This window comes from Enterobacter sp. ECC_219_Taxon_10 (assembly GCF_058354905.1).
Window position 1 is genome coordinate 3,313,228 of record NZ_CM178005.1, and the last position, 16,818, is coordinate 3,330,045.

Consider the following 16,818-nt stretch of genomic DNA (forward strand, 5'->3'; position numbering starts at 1 on the left):
ATTAAATTGTTAAAAATTATATCTGCCGTTCATACTGTGGAGATAAAAAAGCCCGCTCAAGTGAGCGGGCTGAAAGAGAGGAAGCGCGGTTATTGTTTAAATCGTTCCGGGAAATCCATTTCACTGTAGCGAACGAAGCGGGTTCCTTTCGTCAGTTTGTAGCCGAACCAGATGACCAGGAACAGCGGAATACCAATATAGGTGGCCGTGACGGCACCCCAGTCAATGGTGTCCGCAAGGAAAGCTTCATAGTTCTGTCCCAGGGTAATAATCAGGCACAGAATGAAGGCAAAAATCGGCCCCAGCGGGAAGAAGCCAGAACGGTACGGGAGGTTATTCAGGTCGTGACCCTGCATAACGTAGCCGCGGCGGAAACGGTAGTGGCTGATGGCAATGCCCAGCCAGGCGATAAAGCCCGTCATGCCGGAGGTATTAAGCAGCCACAGGTACACGGTCTGGTTGCCGAACATAGAGGTCAGGAAGCAGAGGCCCGCAATGACCGTGGTGGCATACAGCGCGTTACGCGGCACGCCACCGCGGGACAGTTTCGAGAAAATACGCGGCGCTTTACCGTCGCAGGCCAGGGTGTAAAGCATACGGGTGGACGCGTACATACCGGAATTACCCGCCGACAGCACCGCCGTCAGGATCACCGCGTTCATTACCGCCGCCGCAGAAAGCAGGCCTGCGTGCTGGAAGACCAGGGTGAAAGGGCTGACGCTGATGTCTTTGACGTCATTACGCAGCAGGCTTGGATCGGTATACGGAATGATCAGGCTGATAATCAAAATAGCGAACACGTAGAACAGCAGAATACGCCAGAACACCTGACGCACCGCGCGCGGAATGTTCTTCTCCGGGTTCTCGGATTCACCGGCCGCGATACCAATCAGCTCCGTTCCCTGGAAGGAGAAGCCGACAATCATCGCCACGCCAATCATCGCCGAGAAGCCCCCGGCAAACGGCGCATCGCCTATCGTCCAGTTGCTCCAGCCCGCAGGTTCAGCCCCTTTGAAAATCCCCACGATCATCGCCACACCGACGACGATAAAGATGATGACGGTTGCCACTTTGATCAAAGAGAACCAGTATTCCGCTTCGCCGAAACCGCGCACGGAGATGTAGTTCAGCAGGAAGATAACGGCCAGGAACAGGGCGCTCCAGATCCAGCCCGGCGTGTCCGGGAACCACCAGGTCATCACCAGCTGTGCGGCAACGAGGTCAACGGCGATAGTGACGGCCCAGTTGTACCAGTAGTTCCAGCCCAGCGCGAAGCCGAAGCCTTCCTCAACGTATTTTTGTCCGTAGGTCGAAAACGAACCTGACACCGGCATGTATGCCGCCAGTTCGCCCAGGCTGGTCATCAGGAAGTAAACCATCAGGCCAATCAGGATATAAGAGAATAATGCCCCACCCGGGCCGGCTGCCGAAATCGTTGCGCCAGAGGCAACGAAAAGACCTGTACCGATGGAGCCGCCAATGGCGATCATCGTCAGGTGACGCGCCTTGAGTTCACGACGTAGCGTGGGCGCTTCTGTGGTTTTAGTTTCTGAAACCATGTGAAAATGCTGTCCATTTAATAAATGAGGCGCGATTGTAGCAGACGATCTCCGTTCCTTCCGGCAGAAATACCCTGTTATAAGAGAGCTTCATGACGCGTCCAGGATTATAAGTAACGCATTATTTTTCCCTCTCCCATTTGGGGTGAGGGGCGCTTTTACATCTCGCAGTAGCGCAGAAAACGCTGCAGCGAGCTGGAAAGGTGTTTCTGACGATGGTGGATGCACCATAGCGTGCGCACCAGTTTCGGGAGCGGAATGGGAATTTCCACCAGCGACCCCGTCTCAAGCTGTTCGGCAATGACGCGCCGGGAAAGACAACTGATGCCCAGGCCATGACGCACCGCGTGCTTGATGGCCTCAGAGTTTCCCAGCTCCATTCCCAGCTGGAAATGCGGCAGATGCGACAGCAGCAGGTAGTCGACAATCTCACGCGTACCGGAGCCCTGCTCGCGGAGGATCCACTGCGCCTGCGCCAGCCGCTCCAGCGTCACCTCGCCCTGCAATAACGACGAGGCCGGAGACGCAAAGACCACCAGCTCGTCTTCCAGCCAGGGCTCGGCAATGATATCGACGTTATGGCAAGGGCCTTCGATAAGACCGATATCCACGCGGAAATCGATCACCGCGTTGATCACGTCCTGGCTGTTGCCCACGCTCATCTCCAGCGGCAGAGTCGGGAAATCCCGACGGTAGCGCGCTATCACTTCCGGCAGGATATAGTTTCCGATGGTGCTGCTGGCAAACACGCGGATCGCGCCGTTGTCTTCGCGGAACAGCTGTTCGATTTCGATAGCCTGCTCCAGCAGCGCCAGCGCGCGCGGGTAAAGCAGGCGGCCATGTTCGTTGACCACCAGACGCTTCCCTACCCTGTCGAACAGCTGAACGCCCAGCTGCCCTTCAAGATCGGTCAACGCCGCGCTGACCGCAGACTGCGAGAGCGCCAGCATTTGTGACGCCTGGGTCGTCGAGCCGCTTTTTAGCACCTCGGCAAACACTTCCAGCTGACGCAAAGTAATGTGCATGGTTGCTTACCACTTATATAGATTAATTATAAGTATATAATCAATTTTATTTTTAAGCCAGAGCGCCGTAACCTTTAGCCAGACAAAGGAGAAGGTTATGTCAGAAATCACCTTACAACATCATCGTACAGTGTGGCACTTCGTGCCGGGTCTCGCGCTCAGCGCCGCAGTGACCGCCGTAGCATTATGGGGCGGCAGCATCCCGGCTATCGCAGGCGCAGGTTTTAGCGCGTTGACGCTGGCCATTTTGCTGGGCATGGTCGTGGGTAATACCGTTTACCCGCATATCTGGAAATCCTGCGACGGCGGCGTGATCTTTGCCAAACAGCACCTGCTGCGCCTCGGGATCATTCTTTACGGCTTCCGCCTCACCTTTTCGCAAATTGCGGACGTGGGCGTCAGCGGAATTGCCATCGACGTCCTGACCCTGACCAGCACCTTTTTACTGGCGTGCTTTATCGGTCAGAAGATCTTCGGCCTGGACAAGCAAACCAGCTGGCTGATCGGCGCAGGCAGCAGCATCTGCGGTGCGGCGGCAGTGCTGGCGACGGAGCCGGTCGTAAAAGCCGAAGCCAGTAAAGTAACGGTCGCCGTCGCGACGGTGGTTATCTTCGGTACGCTGGCGATTTTCCTTTATCCCGCGATGTATCCGCTGGTGGCGCACTGGTTTAGCCCGGAAACCTACGGCATCTATATCGGTTCGACCATGCACGAAGTGGCGCAGGTGGTGGCGGCAGGTCATGCCATCAATCCGGAAGCGGAAAACGCGGCGGTGATTGCCAAAATGCTGCGCGTGATGATGCTGGCGCCGTTCCTGATTTTCCTGGCCGCGCGGGTTAAACAGCTGGCCCCGGCTGGCGGCAGCGAGAAAAGCAAAATCACCATTCCGTGGTTTGCGATCCTGTTCATCGTGGTTGCCATCTTTAATTCCTTCCACCTGCTGCCGAAAGCGGTGGTGGAGATGCTGGTGACGCTGGATACGGTGCTGCTGGCGATGGCGATGGCGGCGCTGGGGGTGACCACCCACGTCAGCGCGCTGAAAAAAGCCGGTGCGAAGCCGCTGCTGATGGCGCTGGTGCTCTTCATCTGGCTGATTGTGGGCGGCGGCGCGATTAACCTCGCCGTACACAGCCTGATGGCATAAACCATCTCGTCCTTCTCCTGTTAACCCGCTATCATAAGCGTTTCGGGTTAACAGGAGTCTTTTTATGAAATATGTTGGAGCGCACGTCAGCGCTGCCGGTGGCCTTGCGAATGCCGCCATTCGCGCCGCCGAAATCGAGGCGACCGCTTTCGCCCTGTTCACCAAAAACCAGCGCCAGTGGCGCGCCGCGCCGCTCACCGCCGACGTGATTGACGACTTCAAAGCCGCCTGTGAGAAATACCGCTACGGGCCGGGCCAGATCCTTCCCCACGACAGCTATCTGATTAACCTCGGGCATCCGGTTCAGGAAGCGCTGGAAAAATCCCGAGAGGCGTTTCTCGATGAAGTACAGCGCTGCGAACAGCTCGGGCTGACGCTGCTGAACTTCCATCCGGGTAGTCATCTGATGCAAATAGATGAAGACGCCTGTCTGGCGCGCATTGCCGAATCCATCAACATGACGCTGGATAAAACCAAAGGCGTGACGGCAGTGATTGAAAACACCGCCGGTCAGGGCAGCAACCTCGGCTTCAGGTTTGAGCATCTCGCGGCGATTATTGACGGCGTGGAAGATAAATCCCGCGTGGGCGTGTGCATTGATACCTGCCACGCGTTTGCAGCAGGCTACGACCTGCGCACCACCGAGGCGACGAATAACACGTTTGATGAGTTTGAGCGAATAGTCGGCTTTAAGTACCTGCGCGGGATGCACCTGAACGATGCGAAAAGCGCGTTCGGCAGCCGCGTTGACCGTCACCACAGCCTGGGTGAAGGCAATATCGGCCACGATGCGTTTCGCTTTATCATGCAGGACGCTCGCTTCGACGGTATTCCGATGGTGCTGGAAACCATCAATCCGGATATCTGGGCGGAAGAGATTGCCTGGCTGAAGGCGCAGCAAACCGCTGAACAGGCGGCATAAAAAAAGCCGGGTTGCGTTAGCACCCGGCTTTTTTATTGCTTACCGCTTAAGCTGCTTTTGCCACAACTTCCGCTTCCGGACGTTTCAGCACTGCGTAAGACAGACCCGCCACCAGCGTACCGGCAATAATCGCCAGCAGATAACCCAGGACCGGGGTGATGGCGCCAGGGATCAGCAGGACGAACAGACCGCCGTGCGGAGCCATCAGCTTCGCGCCAATCGCCATGGAGATGGCACCCGTTACCGCGCCGCCGACGATACAGCACGGCAGAACACGCATCGGGTCACGCGCCGCGAACGGAATCGCGCCTTCGGTAATGAAGCACAGGCCCAGCACCAGCGCCGCTTTGCCACCTTCCTGCTGCGCTTTGTCGAACTTACGACGGGCAATCATCGTCGCCAGGCCGAGCGCCAGCGGTGGCACCATACCAGCCGCCATGATCGCCGCCATCGGCGCGTAGGTCTGGGTACTCAGCAGGCCAACGCCAAACGCGTACGCCGCTTTGTTCACCGGACCACCCATGTCGGTACACATCATGCCGCCGAGGATCGCGCCCAGCAGAACCGCGTTCGCCGTACCCATGGTTTGCAGCCAGTGGGTCAGACCCGCAAGGATGCCCGCAACCGGCTTACCAATCAGGTAAATCATCGCCAGACCGACCACCAGGCTGGAGATCAGCGGAATGATAAGAATTGGCTTCAGCGCTTCCATACTCTGCGGCAGCTTCAGCTTCGAGCTAATCAGCTTCGCAACGTAACCGGCGAGGAAACCGGCGATGATACCGCCGATAAAGCCGGAACCGGTGCTCACCGCCAGCATACCGCCGATAAGACCCGGGGTCAGACCCGGACGGTCAGCAATAGAGAAGGCGATAAAGCCTGCCAGCACCGGCACCATCAGCGCGAACGCGGAGCCGCCGCCAATCTGCATTAACGCTGCCGCCAGCGTGCCCTGCTCTTTAAACGCTTCAATACCGAAGGCGAAGGAGAGCGCAATACACAGGCCGCCAGCCACCACCATCGGCAGCATGTAGGAGACGCCGGTCAGCAAGTGACGGTATGCGCCCGCAGACTCTTTTTTCCCTTCGGTCGGGGTTTTGGCTGCGCCAGTGGCCTGATACGGTTTGGCTTCTGCCAGTGCCTTATCAAATTCCTGCGCGGTCTTTTTCAGCGCCAGGCCGGTAGAGGTGCGGTACATCGGCTTGCCGGCAAACTTCGCCAGATCCACTTCAATATCTGCCGCCACAATCACCAGATCGGCCTCAGCGACCTCTTCCGGCGTAATGGCATTGCCCGCACCCACGGAGCCACGAGTTTCAACCTTCACCCACCAGCCGCGTTTTTTCGCTTCGGTTTCAATGGCTTCAGCCGCCATAAAGGTGTGCGCCACGCCCGTCGGGCAGGCCGTGACCGCAACAACGCGTTTCGGCCCCGAGGCCGCAGCCGGAGCCGCCGCGACCGGCGCGCTGTAGACGGTCGCGTGACCTTTCGCTTCGCTCAGGAACAGTTCCGGGTGTGCCACCGCGCGATTAATATCGCCCAGCCACACTTTTTTGCCGTTCAGGGCGCTGTCAGCGGGGATTTTATCGCCCAGGACAATCGCCAGCTCGGCATCGCCTGGGTTATCAATGATGTCCAGGTGTGCTTTTTGTGCCGCCGCGCCCAGCAGGGTCTTCGCCATGTAGGCGCGAGCCTGTCCGAGACCGGAGTCAATGATCAGCAGCGTTTTCATTATTCCTCTCCTGCTGTTAGTTAAAAGGTTTTAAGTCAACGCGCGCCATCATCGCGGCTAACTGGGTACGATCGGTAATACCGACATTGCTCTGGCTCACGGCCAGGGCTGCAACGGCGGTGGCAAGACGTAACGTATGTTCACTGGATTCACGCATCAGCAGGCCGTAAATCAGGCCGCCAACCATGGAATCCCCTGCGCCAACGGTGCTCACAACTTCCATTGACGGCGGTTTGGCAATCCATTCACCTGAAGCGTTAACCCACAACGCCCCTTCTGCACCCAGCGAGATCACCACGTGAGCAATACCCTGCTCGCGCAGCGCATGGGCAGCCTCAATCACATCTTTTAATTCCGGCAGCTTACGGCCTGCCCAGATCTCCAGTTCGCGGCGATTTGGCTTCACCAGCCACGGAGAGGCTTTCAGACCCGCAACCAGCGCGTCGCGGCTGCTGTCGAAGATAATGCACGGGCACTGGCTGCGCAGGCGCGTCATCCAGTCGGTAAACGCTTCCGGGCTGACGCCGGACGGCAGGCTTCCGCTGACGCACACCATGTCGAACTGACCAAGCCAGGTCAGGGAGTCGTTAACAAAGCGCTCCCAGTCAGCTGGCGTCACTTCGAAGCCAGAGAAGTTCAGATCGGTCACTTCACCGTCTTTCTCCGTCAGCTTAACGTTGATGCGGGTACGGCCCTGCACAACCTGGAAACGGTTGGCAATGCCCAGCTCGCTGAACAGCTGCTGGAAACCATCCTGGTTATCTTTACCGAGGAATCCGCCCACGGTGACGTCGATACCGAGGTCCTTGAGCACTTTCGCGACGTTAATCCCTTTGCCCGCAGCATGCAGGCCAGTGGTACGCACGAGGTTGACTTCGCCGCGCTCAATTTCCGGGCAAAATCCCACCAGGTCATAAGCCGGGTTCAGCGTAATAGTCGCAACACGTCTGCTCATTATGCGCCCTCCCCCAGACCCGCCGCGATGGCGTCGCCAATCGCTTTCAGCGCCTGTTCAGCATCTGCACCCTGCGCGGTGAAGCGCAGACGATGGCCTTTCTTCACGCCCAGCGCGACGACTTTCATCAGGCTACGGCCGTTGGCCGGTTTGCCCGAACCATCCAGGTTGGTCACGGTAATCTCGCTTTCAAATTGTTTAATGGTGTTAACCAGCATGGTGCCCGGACGGGCATGCAGGCCGTGTTCGTTACGCACCACGAACTCGGCGTTCAGCACATCATCGGTGAGTGCGTCGTCACTGGTCAGCAGGGCCAGCACGGTCGCGGCATCGGCGTTCAGCAGTTTTTCAGCTTTATTGTTGAGCAGCAGATCGCCCAGACGCTTCAGAACGGAAACCGGCTGCTCATCGTTCATCGCCACGGTCACCAGCATGGCTGCTGTCTCACCCTCAACGTCGAACGCGGTGGCCGCGCGGCTCACTGCAATCGCGCTGCGCAGGTTGCCCTCAGCGCTGTCGTTCAGCCAGATGCCCTGGCCAAGATTCAGCGGTTTATCGTTAATCACGCGCGTCACAAAGGCGGCATCAGCGGCACCCGCTTCTTTCAGGCGACCCGCGTTCAGCGCCTGCAGCGTGACCAGGTCGGAGGCCACAACATCCAGCGTCAGCGTGTCGTTATCGAGTTTCAGCGCTTCGCTCTGTTTTTCGCCCATCAGCAACGCACGCAGCTCTTCAGCAGTCGTTGCAGACTTCAGCTGTTCCGCCACGGAGTCATCGCTCAGGACATGCGTCAGCTGACGCAGCAGGCCTAAGTGTTCGTCGCTACTGGCCGCGATACCGATAGCCACATAAGCCACCTGGCCGTCGCCCCAGAGCACGCCCTGCGGGAACTGATAAACCTTCACGCCGGTTTTCAGCACCTGGTCGCGGGTGTCGGTTGTGCCGTGCGGAATGGCAATGCCATTGCCGAGGAAAGTGGAGGTCTGCTGCTCGCGCGCCAGCATACCGTTTACGTAGCCGTCCGCGACGTTACCCGCCTGCACAAGGGCAGCGGCAACCTGACGAATGGCCTCTTCTTTATCCCCGGCCTGAGCGCCCGGGTGAATATCCTGAACAGATAACTGGAACATGGTTCTCCTCTCCTGCTGAAAGTGAATCGTTTCAGCTAACATGAGAAAAAATACGCTAGCCTGCTCCGTTTGTTAAAACAAGATAGCGCTGAAACGTTTCAAAAAGTCTTGCGCTTTCTGCAATGGCTTGCAAGAAAAGTCGTCTTTGCGATATCAGAATTTAGAGATACTGCACATTTCTTCTTCGTTCAGCTGAATTTTGCTGAAGTTCAGCAAACCAGTTTCAGCTAAGTTCAGCCAGGTGGGGCGTAAGTTGAAATGCCATTTTGATTTTTCGTGGCGTAATTGACTTCACCCACTGTTTATTTTTTAGCTGACGGCGTAAACTCCGCCCCTCTCTGCTACTCGCTAATTATAAAACATGGATAACACCCCTGCGGCCACCGCGCCGAAGCCCTTTGATTTGACATCAACGGCGTTCCTGATTGTTGCCTTCTTCACGGGCATCGCCGGTGCGTTGCAAACCCCGACGCTGAGCTTATTCCTGACTAACGAAGTTCACGCCCGTCCGGCGATGGTTGGCTTCTTTTTTACCGGAAGCGCCATCATTGGCATTCTCGTCAGCCAGTTTCTGGCCGGTCGTTCCGACCGCAAGGGCGATCGTAAAAGCCTGATCGTTTTCTGCTGTCTGCTGGGGGTGTTGGCCTGCGTACTGTTTGCCTGGAACCGTAACTATTTCGTTCTGCTGTTCATCGGGGTTTTTCTGAGCAGCTTTGGCTCAACCGCCAACCCGCAGCTATTTGCCCTCGCCCGCGAGCATGCCGACCATACCGGGCGGGAAGCGGTAATGTTCAGCTCGATATTACGTGCTCAGGTGTCGCTGGCATGGGTGATTGGCCCGCCGCTGGCCTACGCGCTGGCGATGGGGTTTGGCTTTACGGTGATGTACCTGAGCGCAGCGGTCGCGTTTGTGGCGTGCGGCGCGCTGGTGTGGTGCTTTCTGCCGTCAATGCGCAAAGAGCCCAAAGTGGCAACGGGCGTGCTGGAAGCACCGCGTCGTAACCGCCGCGATGCCCTGCTCCTGTTTGTTATCTGCACGCTGATGTGGGGCACCAACAGCCTTTATATCATCAACATGCCGCTGTTTATTATTGATGAGCTGCACCTGCCGGAGAAGCTGGCCGGCATTATGATGGGCACCGCCGCGGGCCTTGAGATCCCGACCATGCTGATTGCAGGCTATTATGCGAAGCGTTTCGGAAAGCGTTTTTTAATGCGCGTCGCGGCCGTCGCCGGGCTGCTGTTCTACGTTGGTATGCTGACGGTGCATACGCCGGGACTCCTGCTGGCCTTACAGCTGCTGAACGCCATTTATATCGGCATCCTGGCGGGGATTGGCATGCTCTACTTCCAGGATCTGATGCCGGGCCAGGCAGGTGCTGCCACCACCCTTTATACTAATACCACCCGCGTGGGCTGGATTATCGCGGGCTCAATGGCCGGAATCGTTGCCGAGATCTGGAACTATCACACGGTATTCTGGATTGCGCTGCTGATGTGTACGCTGACGATTGGCTGTCTGGTGAGGATCAAAGACGTTTAAGGCGCAGTGAGCGCCTCCAGTTCAAGCAGCCAGGTCATCGCCTGCGCGCGCGTGCTGCCGCACATTTCGGCCGATGGCTGAAGCCCGGAACAGACCTTCGGGCGCAAGGGCGAACCAAAGATCATACACAGGTTGGATTCAGAGAGCTGAACGCAGCGGGTATTGGCAGGCTTGCCCTCCGGCATTCCTGGAATGGGGCTTGAAATGGACGGAGCGGTACAGCACGCGCCGCAATCTGGACGACAATCCATACATGCTCTCTCAGTGGCGAACGCCCGTACAGTCGGGCATCGGGCGCACAGTAACACCTTTTGCGTATTGATAGCAAAAGCCACGAATTCCGCTTGCCTGAAAGGCCGCGCGCGAGTAATTTGGCGCGATATTTTTTACCTCCCGTAGACAGGATTACTGCAATGCCAAGAGCGAACGAAATTAAGAAAGGTATGGTACTGAATTACAACGGCAAACTGCTGATTGTGAAAGACATCGACATTCAGGCACCGAGCGCCCGTGGTGCAGCGACGCTGTACAAAATGCGTTTCGCCGATGTGCGTACCGGCCTGAAGGTGGAAGAACGTTTTAAAGGTGACGATATTGTCGATACCGTGACCCTGACCCGTCGCTACGTTGATTTCTCCTACGTCGACGGTAACGAGTACGTGTTCATGGATAAAGAAGATTACACCCCGTATATCTTCACCAAAGATCAGATTGAAGAGGAGCTGCTGTTTATCCCTGAAGGCGGGATGCCAGACATGCAGGTGCTGACCTGGGACGGCGTGCTGCTGGCGCTGGAACTGCCGCAGACCGTTGATCTGGAAATCGTTGAAACCGCACCGGGCATTAAAGGCGCGTCAGCAAGTGCCCGCAACAAACCAGCAACCCTGACCACCGGCCTGGTTGTGCAGGTACCGGAATACCTCTCCGCTGGCGAGAAAATCCGTATCCATATCGAAGAAAAACGCTATATGGGTCGTGCTGACTGATTATGGCATTTGTCGGGTGGCGAAGCCGCCACCCGACAATTCCGGTTACAGAAGCTCCGGATACTTCGTCATCTTCAGCGCCAGCTCGACCCCGCGCACTTCCGCCATCCCCTTCAGGCGGCCAATCGCCGAATAGCCCGGGTTGGTTTTCTTACGCAGATCGTCCAGCATTTGATGCCCGTGATCCGGGCGGAACGGAATAGGACGTACATCGCCCGCCTGCTTGCGACGCGCCTCTTCCGCCAGGATAGCGTCGACCACCGCCACCATATTCACGTCGCCGCCCAGGTGCGCCGCCTCGTGGAAGGTCTTTGGATTCTCCTCACGGCAGGTCGCACGCAGGTGCGTGAAGTGGATACGATCCCCGAAGGTTTCAATCATCCGCACCAGGTCGTTATCCGCGCGCACGCCGTAGGAGCCGGTACACATGGTAAAGCCGTTATAGATGCTGTTTACCGTCTCTTTCAGCCACTGCATATCTTCAATGGTAGAAACAATGCGCGGCAGGCCGAGGATAGGACGCGGCGGATCGTCCGGGTGCACCGCCAGACGCACGCCGGCCTCTTCCGCTACCGGCACGATAGCGCGCAGGAAATACGCCATGTTCTCACGCAGCTGCTGCTTATCAATATCGCCGTATTCCGCCAGACGCGCGCGGAACTGATCCAGCGTGTAGCCCTCTTCAGCCCCCGGCAGGCCCGCAATAATATTACGGGTCAGCTTTTCGATGTCTGCGTCACTGGCAGCGTTAAACCACGCGAGCGCCTGCTGCTGCTCTTCAGCGGTGTAATCCGCGTCGGCACCGGGACGTTTCAGAATATGCAGCTCGAATGCCGCAAAGGCAATCTGGTCGAAACGCAGCGCTTTCGAGCCGTCCGGCATCTGATATTCAAGGTCGGTACGCGTCCAGTCCAGAATTGGCATGAAGTTATAGCAAACCGTATCAATGCCGCAGGCCGCCAGGTTGCGAATGCTCTGCTGATAGTTCGCAATCCAGGTCTGGTATTCACCGGAATGGGTTTTGATATCTTCGTGAACCGGAATGCTCTCTACCACAGACCAGGTTAATCCTTTCTCCGCCAGCAGCGCCTGACGCTGCTGAATTTCCTCAACCGGCCAGACCTGGCCGTTAGGAATGTGATGCAGCGCCGTAACGACACCCGTTGCGCCAGCCTGACGCACATCATCAAGAGAAACCGGATCGTTCGGCCCGTACCAACGCCAGGTTTGTTCCATTGCCTCTTCCTCTCAAGTTGTTATACCAATATGGGGTACTGCAATGACGACTACCATACATGTTTACCGTAAAGGGTCAACATACCGCCACACATTGATTGATCAAACTCACAGAACGGGGATATTTACGGCTCACCAATTTTATTTGCTGTCATATAACTTTACACTGGCATTGTTAATTAATGGTTAATCAGGTGTGTATCTCATGAAGACAATTGCCTCCACCGCCCTTCCCGCCCAGGTTCAGCAACCGCGCTACGATCGTCAGCAACTGCGCTCCCGCATCGTCCATTTTGGCTTCGGTGCGTTTCACCGCGCGCACCAGGCATTGTTAACAAACCGGGTACTGAATGAAAAAGGCGGCGACTGGGGGATTTGTGAGATTAGCCTGTTCAGCGGCGATGTGCTGATGAGCCAGCTGCGCGCCCAGGATCACCTGTTTACCGTGCTGGAGAAAGGCGCGGAAGGAAATCAGCCGATTGTTGTCGGGGCCGTACATGAATGTCTGAACGCAAAGCTGGACTCTCTTCCCGCTATTATTGAGAAATTCTGTGAGCCGCAGGTGGCGATTGTGTCACTCACCATTACGGAGAAAGGATACTGCATCGATCCCGCGACCGGTAAGCTGGATCTGCAAAACGCCCGGATCCTTCACGACCTCGAAAACCCCGCTGAACCGCATTCCGCGCCGGGGATCCTGGTCGAAGCCCTCAATCGCCGCCGCGAGCGCGGCTTGCCTGCGTTTACCGTGCTTTCCTGTGACAATATCCCGGACAACGGCCACGTAGTGAAAAACGCGGTGCTCGGCATGGCGCAAAAGCGTTCTTCCGCGCTGGCGGAGTGGATCGAAGGCCACGTGAGTTTTCCGGGAACGATGGTCGACAGAATTGTTCCCGCCGCGACGGAGGCCTCGCTCAGGGAAATCGCCGACGCGCTCGGGGTTGACGATCCGTGCGCCATCAGCTGCGAACCGTTCATTCAGTGGGTAGTGGAAGATAATTTCGTCGCCGGACGTCCTGAGTGGGAAGCCGCAGGCGTTCAGATGGTGCAGGACGTTCTGCCATGGGAGCAGATGAAATTACGCATGCTTAACGGCAGCCACTCCTTCCTGGCGTATCTGGGGTATCTCGCCGGGTACGCGCATATTAATGAGTGTATGGAAGACACCACCTTTCGCGAAGCCGCCCGGCGGTTAATGCTGGATGAGCAGGCACCCACGCTGCGCATAAAGGATGTCGACCTGAAGGCTTACGCCGACAGTCTGATTGAGCGTTTTGCTAACCCGGCGCTACAGCACCGTACGTGGCAAATCGCGATGGACGGCAGCCAGAAGCTGCCGCAGCGGATGCTGGATGGGATCCGCGTCCACCTTGAGCGTAAAACAGCATGGCCGCTACTGGCGCTGGGCGTCGCCGGCTGGATGCGCTACGTCAGCGGGTTCGACGAACGCGGCAACGCGATTGACGTTCGCGATCCCCTCAGCGATAAAATTCGCGCGATTGTCGACGCCAGCAGCGATACCGATCGCGTCCACGCGCTGCTGGGGCTAAGTGAGGTATTTGGTCACGATCTCGCGCAGAATAGCGTCTTTGTAGAGGCTGTCAGCCAGGCCTACCAGCGCATCGCCCGCCGTGGCGCACGTCAGGCTGTTATAGAAACGTTAAATCTTTAGCGATTATTGCGCTTAATGCGAACGGATATCGCCTCCGTTCGCCCTCCCCCTTCTCATTGCGCCCGTTTTTCGCCAGGATAAGAGCATAGTGTTATAGCATCACAATTCTCTTGCGGAGCGCACGTGACCAAAACCAACCTCATCACCGGTTTTCTCGGCAGCGGTAAAACCACCTCAATCCTTCATCTGCTGGCAAATAAAGATCCCGCAGAGAAATGGGCCGTGCTGGTCAATGAATTCGGCGAGGTGGGCATTGATGGCGCGTTGCTTTCATCCAGCGGCGCGATGATTAAAGAGATCCCCGGCGGATGCATGTGCTGCGTAAACGGCCTGCCGATGCAGGTGGGTCTCAATACGCTGCTGCGTCAGGGTAAACCGGACCGCCTGCTGATTGAACCCACCGGTCTGGGCCACCCGAAGCAGATCCTCGATTTACTGACCGCCCCGGTTTACGAGCCGTGGATCGATCTGCGCGCCACGCTGTGCCTGCTCGATCCGCGTCAGCTTCTGGATGAAAAAGCGGTGGCCAATGAAAACTTCCGCGATCAGCTTGCCTCAGCAGACGTTATCGTCGCCAACAAAGAAGATCGCGCCACGCCGGAAAGCCAGGCCGCGCTGGACGCGTGGTGGCAACATTTCGGCGGCAATCGAACGCGGGTGCAGACCACCCAGGGGAACATTGACAGCGCCCTGCTGGATCTTCCTCGCCTGAATCTGACGGAACTTCCGGCCAGCGCGGAGCATGCGCATCACCATCCTGCAAAACAGGGCCTGGCCGCGCTTAGCCTGCCGGAACATCAGCGCTGGCGTCGTAATCTGAACAGCGGTCAGGGGTATCAGGCCTGCGGATGGATTTTCGATGCCGATACCGTTTTCGATACCATTGGCATCCTTGAGTGGGCCAGGCTTGCGCCGGTCGACCGCGTGAAAGGGATTATGCGCACGCCAGACGGGCTGGTAAGGATCAACCGCCAGGGCGACGATTTCTTTATCGAAACGCAAAACGTCGCGCCGCCTGACAGCCGAATAGAGTTAATTAGTGCGGTTAACGCCGACTGGAATGCCCTGCAGTCCAGCCTGTTGAAGCTTCGTTTAAGTTCGGGCGGCTAACGTTGCCCCAGTTTTCACTCTATGCAGAACGTTATGACGACTCGAATTCCCCTGATATTACTGCTTAATGTCGCCGGTCTGGCGCTTTTCTTCTCCTGGTATATCCCGGTGAATCACGGTTTCTGGTTCCCGCTGGATTCATCCCTGTTTCATTTCTTCAACCAGGGGCTGGTGAAGAGCGACGCCTTCCTGTGGCTGGTGGCGATCACCAACAACCGCGCCTTTGACGGCTTTTCCCTGCTGGCCATGGGCTGCCTGATGCTCTCTTTCTGGCTCAAAGAGGATTATTCAGGGCGTCGGCGTATCCTGATTATCGGACTGGTGATGCTTCTGACCGCGGTGATCGTTAATCAGCTGGCGCAACATCTGATGCCGGTAAAACGCGCAAGCCCTTCGCTCTCTTTCCCGAATATTTATCGCGTGAGTGAATTGCTGCATATTCCAACAAAAGATGCGTCGAAAGACAGTTTCCCGGGCGATCACGGCATGATGCTGCTTATTTTCTCTGGGTTCATGCTGCGCTATTTCGGCAAGAAAGCGTTCGCTATTGCCCTGCTTATTGTGGTGATATTTGCCTTTCCGCGCGTAATGATCGGCGCTCACTGGCTAACTGATATTGTTGTGGGTTCCCTTTCCGCGGTGCTGATTGGTCTGCCGTGGGTTTTGATGACGCCGTTGAGCGATCGCCTGATCGCTGTTTTCGATCGCCACCTCCCGCGCAGAAAGAAACAAGTATTAAACAAATAATCAACGTTTTTTAACGTTAACGCTCGGGGATCATAGCGATCCCTGATAGAGCGCTTCCCACGATCCTTCCTCGCTGTCATATTCTCGTCATCGTATTCATGATAAAAATGAAGCAATTGCGCGATTACGCTATGGATCTGCCGCTATTTTGAGCATTTACGGATTTTTACTTTCTGTATCACAATTTCTTATAAAAAAAAGGCTTTTTTTACTCGCAATACCCCAGGCAATCGGTTAATCTCGAACTCGTTTTGCCCCATAGGGATAATTATTTCCATGGTGAATAATTTTGTGCGCTGCGCCACAAATGTCGCCAGAAACAATTGTCTCATTGTGAACAGATAATTAGTCTCGTCACGTTTGGCATTTTTATAACGATATTTGTCGTTAAGGACTTCAAGGGAAAATAAACAAAATGGTCAAATCTCAACCGTTTCTGAGATATATCTTACGGGGGATCCCGGCGATAGCAGTCGCGGTACTGTTATCTGCATGTAGTACATCGAACACCGCAAAGAATATGCATCCTGAGACGCGTGTTGTGGGAATGGAAGACGCCTCTTCACTGCAAGCCTCTCAGGATGAATTTGAAAATATGGTACGTAATCTGGACGTGAAGTCCCGCATTATGGACCAGTATGCTGACTGGAAAGGCGTGCGTTACCGTCTTGGCGGCAGTACCAAAAAAGGCATTGATTGTTCCAGTTTTGTACAGCGTACGTTCCGTGAACAATTTGGGTTAGACCTTCCGCGTTCGACCTACGAACAGCAGGAGATGGGCAAGTCGATTTCACGTTCCAAACTGCGCACCGGCGATTTAGTTCTGTTCCGTGCGGGTTCGACAGGTCGACACGTGGGTATCTACATTGGTAACGACCAGTTTGTACATGCCTCCACCAGCAGCGGTGTGACTATTTCCAGCATGAATGAACCGTACTGGAAGAAGCGCTACAACGAAGCGCGACGCGTACTGACCCGCAGTTAATATGATGATTGTATCGTTGGTTATCCCTTGGCTGGCGATACAATAAAAAAAAGCACTGCTTCGGCGGTGTTT

At 56.3% G+C, this 16,818-nt stretch carries 15 protein-coding genes; 8 read left to right on the forward strand and 7 right to left on the reverse strand.

Annotated elements, in window-relative coordinates; genetic code table 11:
• Nucleotides 1-89: 89 nt before the first annotated feature.
• Both AC4ICF_RS15770 and yieE read right to left on the reverse strand, forming a co-directional pair.
• Entirely contained in the window at nucleotides 90-1,559 is a 1,470-nt protein-coding gene (locus AC4ICF_RS15770) for an amino acid permease (RefSeq protein WP_061097614.1), read from the reverse strand.
• A gap of 158 nt (nucleotides 1,560-1,717) precedes the next feature.
• A complete protein-coding gene (yieE, locus tag AC4ICF_RS15775; RefSeq protein ID WP_116338684.1) occupies nucleotides 1,718-2,584 on the reverse strand; it encodes a DNA-binding transcriptional regulator YeiE in 867 nt (288 codons plus the stop codon).
• Between the two features lie 97 nt (nucleotides 2,585-2,681).
• On the opposite strand from yieE, the gene AC4ICF_RS15780 reads away from it, so the two are divergent.
• Complete coding sequence (locus AC4ICF_RS15780; protein WP_116338682.1) at nucleotides 2,682-3,728, forward strand: YeiH family protein; 1,047 nt, start codon at nucleotides 2,682-2,684, stop codon at nucleotides 3,726-3,728.
• Between the two features lie 64 nt (nucleotides 3,729-3,792).
• The gene (nfo, locus tag AC4ICF_RS15785; RefSeq protein ID WP_316379370.1) at nucleotides 3,793-4,650 is read left to right on the forward strand and encodes a deoxyribonuclease IV; all 858 of its coding nucleotides are present in this window, start codon (nucleotides 3,793-3,795) and stop codon (nucleotides 4,648-4,650) included.
• Between the two features lie 46 nt (nucleotides 4,651-4,696).
• On the opposite strand, the gene fruA is transcribed toward nfo, so the two are convergent.
• Genes fruA through fruB form a run of 3 tightly spaced genes read right to left on the reverse strand, consistent with a single transcriptional unit; the run spans nucleotide 4,697 to nucleotide 8,467 of the window.
• Nucleotides 4,697-6,382, reverse strand: a complete 1,686-nt coding sequence (fruA, locus tag AC4ICF_RS15790) for a PTS fructose transporter subunit IIBC (RefSeq protein WP_316379369.1) — start codon at nucleotides 6,380-6,382, stop codon at nucleotides 4,697-4,699.
• Nucleotides 6,383-6,398: 16 nt separating this feature from the next.
• On the reverse strand, nucleotides 6,399-7,337 hold the full coding sequence (gene fruK, locus AC4ICF_RS15795; protein WP_116338677.1) for a 1-phosphofructokinase: 939 nt from the start codon (nucleotides 7,335-7,337) through the stop codon (nucleotides 6,399-6,401).
• The gene (fruB, locus tag AC4ICF_RS15800; RefSeq protein WP_116338675.1) at nucleotides 7,337-8,467 is read right to left on the reverse strand and encodes a fused PTS fructose transporter subunit IIA/HPr protein; all 1,131 of its coding nucleotides are present in this window, start codon (nucleotides 8,465-8,467) and stop codon (nucleotides 7,337-7,339) included. Before fruB ends, fruK begins: the two co-directional genes overlap by 1 nt.
• Nucleotides 8,468-8,828: 361 nt before the next feature.
• Between fruB and setB the strand changes: the two genes are divergently transcribed.
• Nucleotides 8,829-10,010 carry a sugar efflux transporter SetB gene (setB, locus tag AC4ICF_RS15805; protein WP_192983137.1) on the forward strand — a complete coding sequence of 394 codons (1,182 nt, stop codon included), beginning with the start codon at nucleotides 8,829-8,831 and terminating at the stop codon, nucleotides 10,008-10,010.
• On the opposite strand, the gene AC4ICF_RS15810 is transcribed toward setB, so the two are convergent.
• A complete protein-coding gene (locus tag AC4ICF_RS15810) occupies nucleotides 10,007-10,261 on the reverse strand; it encodes a YkgJ family cysteine cluster protein (RefSeq protein ID WP_163330244.1) in 255 nt (84 codons plus the stop codon). The two genes, setB and AC4ICF_RS15810, sit on opposite strands and share 4 nt — an antisense overlap.
• A 162-nt stretch (nucleotides 10,262-10,423) precedes the next feature.
• Here AC4ICF_RS15810 and yeiP point away from each other — a divergent pair, with 162 nt between their 5' ends.
• The gene (yeiP, locus tag AC4ICF_RS15815) at nucleotides 10,424-10,996 is read left to right on the forward strand and encodes an elongation factor P-like protein YeiP (protein ID WP_014884579.1); all 573 of its coding nucleotides are present in this window, start codon (nucleotides 10,424-10,426) and stop codon (nucleotides 10,994-10,996) included.
• A gap of 45 nt (nucleotides 10,997-11,041) precedes the next feature.
• On the opposite strand, the gene uxuA is transcribed toward yeiP, so the two are convergent.
• Entirely contained in the window at nucleotides 11,042-12,232 is a 1,191-nt protein-coding gene (gene uxuA, locus AC4ICF_RS15820; RefSeq protein ID WP_163330245.1) for a mannonate dehydratase, read from the reverse strand.
• Nucleotides 12,233-12,437: 205 nt separating this feature from the next.
• Between uxuA and AC4ICF_RS15825 the strand changes: the two genes are divergently transcribed.
• The 4 genes from AC4ICF_RS15825 to mepS all read left to right on the forward strand — a co-directional run bounded on the left by AC4ICF_RS15825 (nucleotide 12,438) and on the right by mepS (nucleotide 16,746).
• Nucleotides 12,438-13,904 (forward strand): mannitol dehydrogenase family protein, encoded by a 1,467-nt coding sequence (locus AC4ICF_RS15825; RefSeq protein ID WP_316379366.1) that lies wholly within the window; start codon nucleotides 12,438-12,440, stop codon nucleotides 13,902-13,904.
• 123 nt (nucleotides 13,905-14,027) lie between these two features.
• Nucleotides 14,028-15,014 carry a CobW family GTP-binding protein gene (locus tag AC4ICF_RS15830; RefSeq protein ID WP_163330247.1) on the forward strand — a complete coding sequence of 329 codons (987 nt, stop codon included), beginning with the start codon at nucleotides 14,028-14,030 and terminating at the stop codon, nucleotides 15,012-15,014.
• 33 nt (nucleotides 15,015-15,047) lie between these two features.
• The gene (locus tag AC4ICF_RS15835) at nucleotides 15,048-15,761 is read left to right on the forward strand and encodes a phosphatase PAP2 family protein (protein ID WP_316379365.1); all 714 of its coding nucleotides are present in this window, start codon (nucleotides 15,048-15,050) and stop codon (nucleotides 15,759-15,761) included.
• A gap of 415 nt (nucleotides 15,762-16,176) precedes the next feature.
• A complete protein-coding gene (gene mepS, locus AC4ICF_RS15840) occupies nucleotides 16,177-16,746 on the forward strand; it encodes a bifunctional murein DD-endopeptidase/murein LD-carboxypeptidase (protein WP_116338663.1) in 570 nt (189 codons plus the stop codon).
• Nucleotides 16,747-16,818: the final 72 nt, after the last annotated feature.

Coding starts and splice junctions, on each gene's coding strand:
- AC4ICF_RS15770 (WP_061097614.1), bottom strand. CDS start 1,559: ATGGTTTCAGAAACTAAAACCACAGAAGCGCCCACGCTACGTCGTGAA.
- yieE (WP_116338684.1), bottom strand. CDS start 2,584: ATGCACATTACTTTGCGTCAGCTGGAAGTGTTTGCCGAGGTGCTAAAA.
- AC4ICF_RS15780 (WP_116338682.1), top strand. CDS start 2,682: ATGTCAGAAATCACCTTACAACATCATCGTACAGTGTGGCACTTCGTG.
- nfo (WP_316379370.1), top strand. CDS start 3,793: ATGAAATATGTTGGAGCGCACGTCAGCGCTGCCGGTGGCCTTGCGAAT.
- fruA (WP_316379369.1), bottom strand. CDS start 6,382: ATGAAAACGCTGCTGATCATTGACTCCGGTCTCGGACAGGCTCGCGCC.
- fruK (WP_116338677.1), bottom strand. CDS start 7,337: ATGAGCAGACGTGTTGCGACTATTACGCTGAACCCGGCTTATGACCTG.
- fruB (WP_116338675.1), bottom strand. CDS start 8,467: ATGTTCCAGTTATCTGTTCAGGATATTCACCCGGGCGCTCAGGCCGGG.
- setB (WP_192983137.1), top strand. CDS start 8,829: ATGGATAACACCCCTGCGGCCACCGCGCCGAAGCCCTTTGATTTGACA.
- AC4ICF_RS15810 (WP_163330244.1), bottom strand. CDS start 10,261: ATGGATTGTCGTCCAGATTGCGGCGCGTGCTGTACCGCTCCGTCCATT.
- yeiP (WP_014884579.1), top strand. CDS start 10,424: ATGCCAAGAGCGAACGAAATTAAGAAAGGTATGGTACTGAATTACAAC.
- uxuA (WP_163330245.1), bottom strand. CDS start 12,232: ATGGAACAAACCTGGCGTTGGTACGGGCCGAACGATCCGGTTTCTCTT.
- AC4ICF_RS15825 (WP_316379366.1), top strand. CDS start 12,438: ATGAAGACAATTGCCTCCACCGCCCTTCCCGCCCAGGTTCAGCAACCG.
- AC4ICF_RS15835 (WP_316379365.1), top strand. CDS start 15,048: ATGACGACTCGAATTCCCCTGATATTACTGCTTAATGTCGCCGGTCTG.
- mepS (WP_116338663.1), top strand. CDS start 16,177: ATGGTCAAATCTCAACCGTTTCTGAGATATATCTTACGGGGGATCCCG.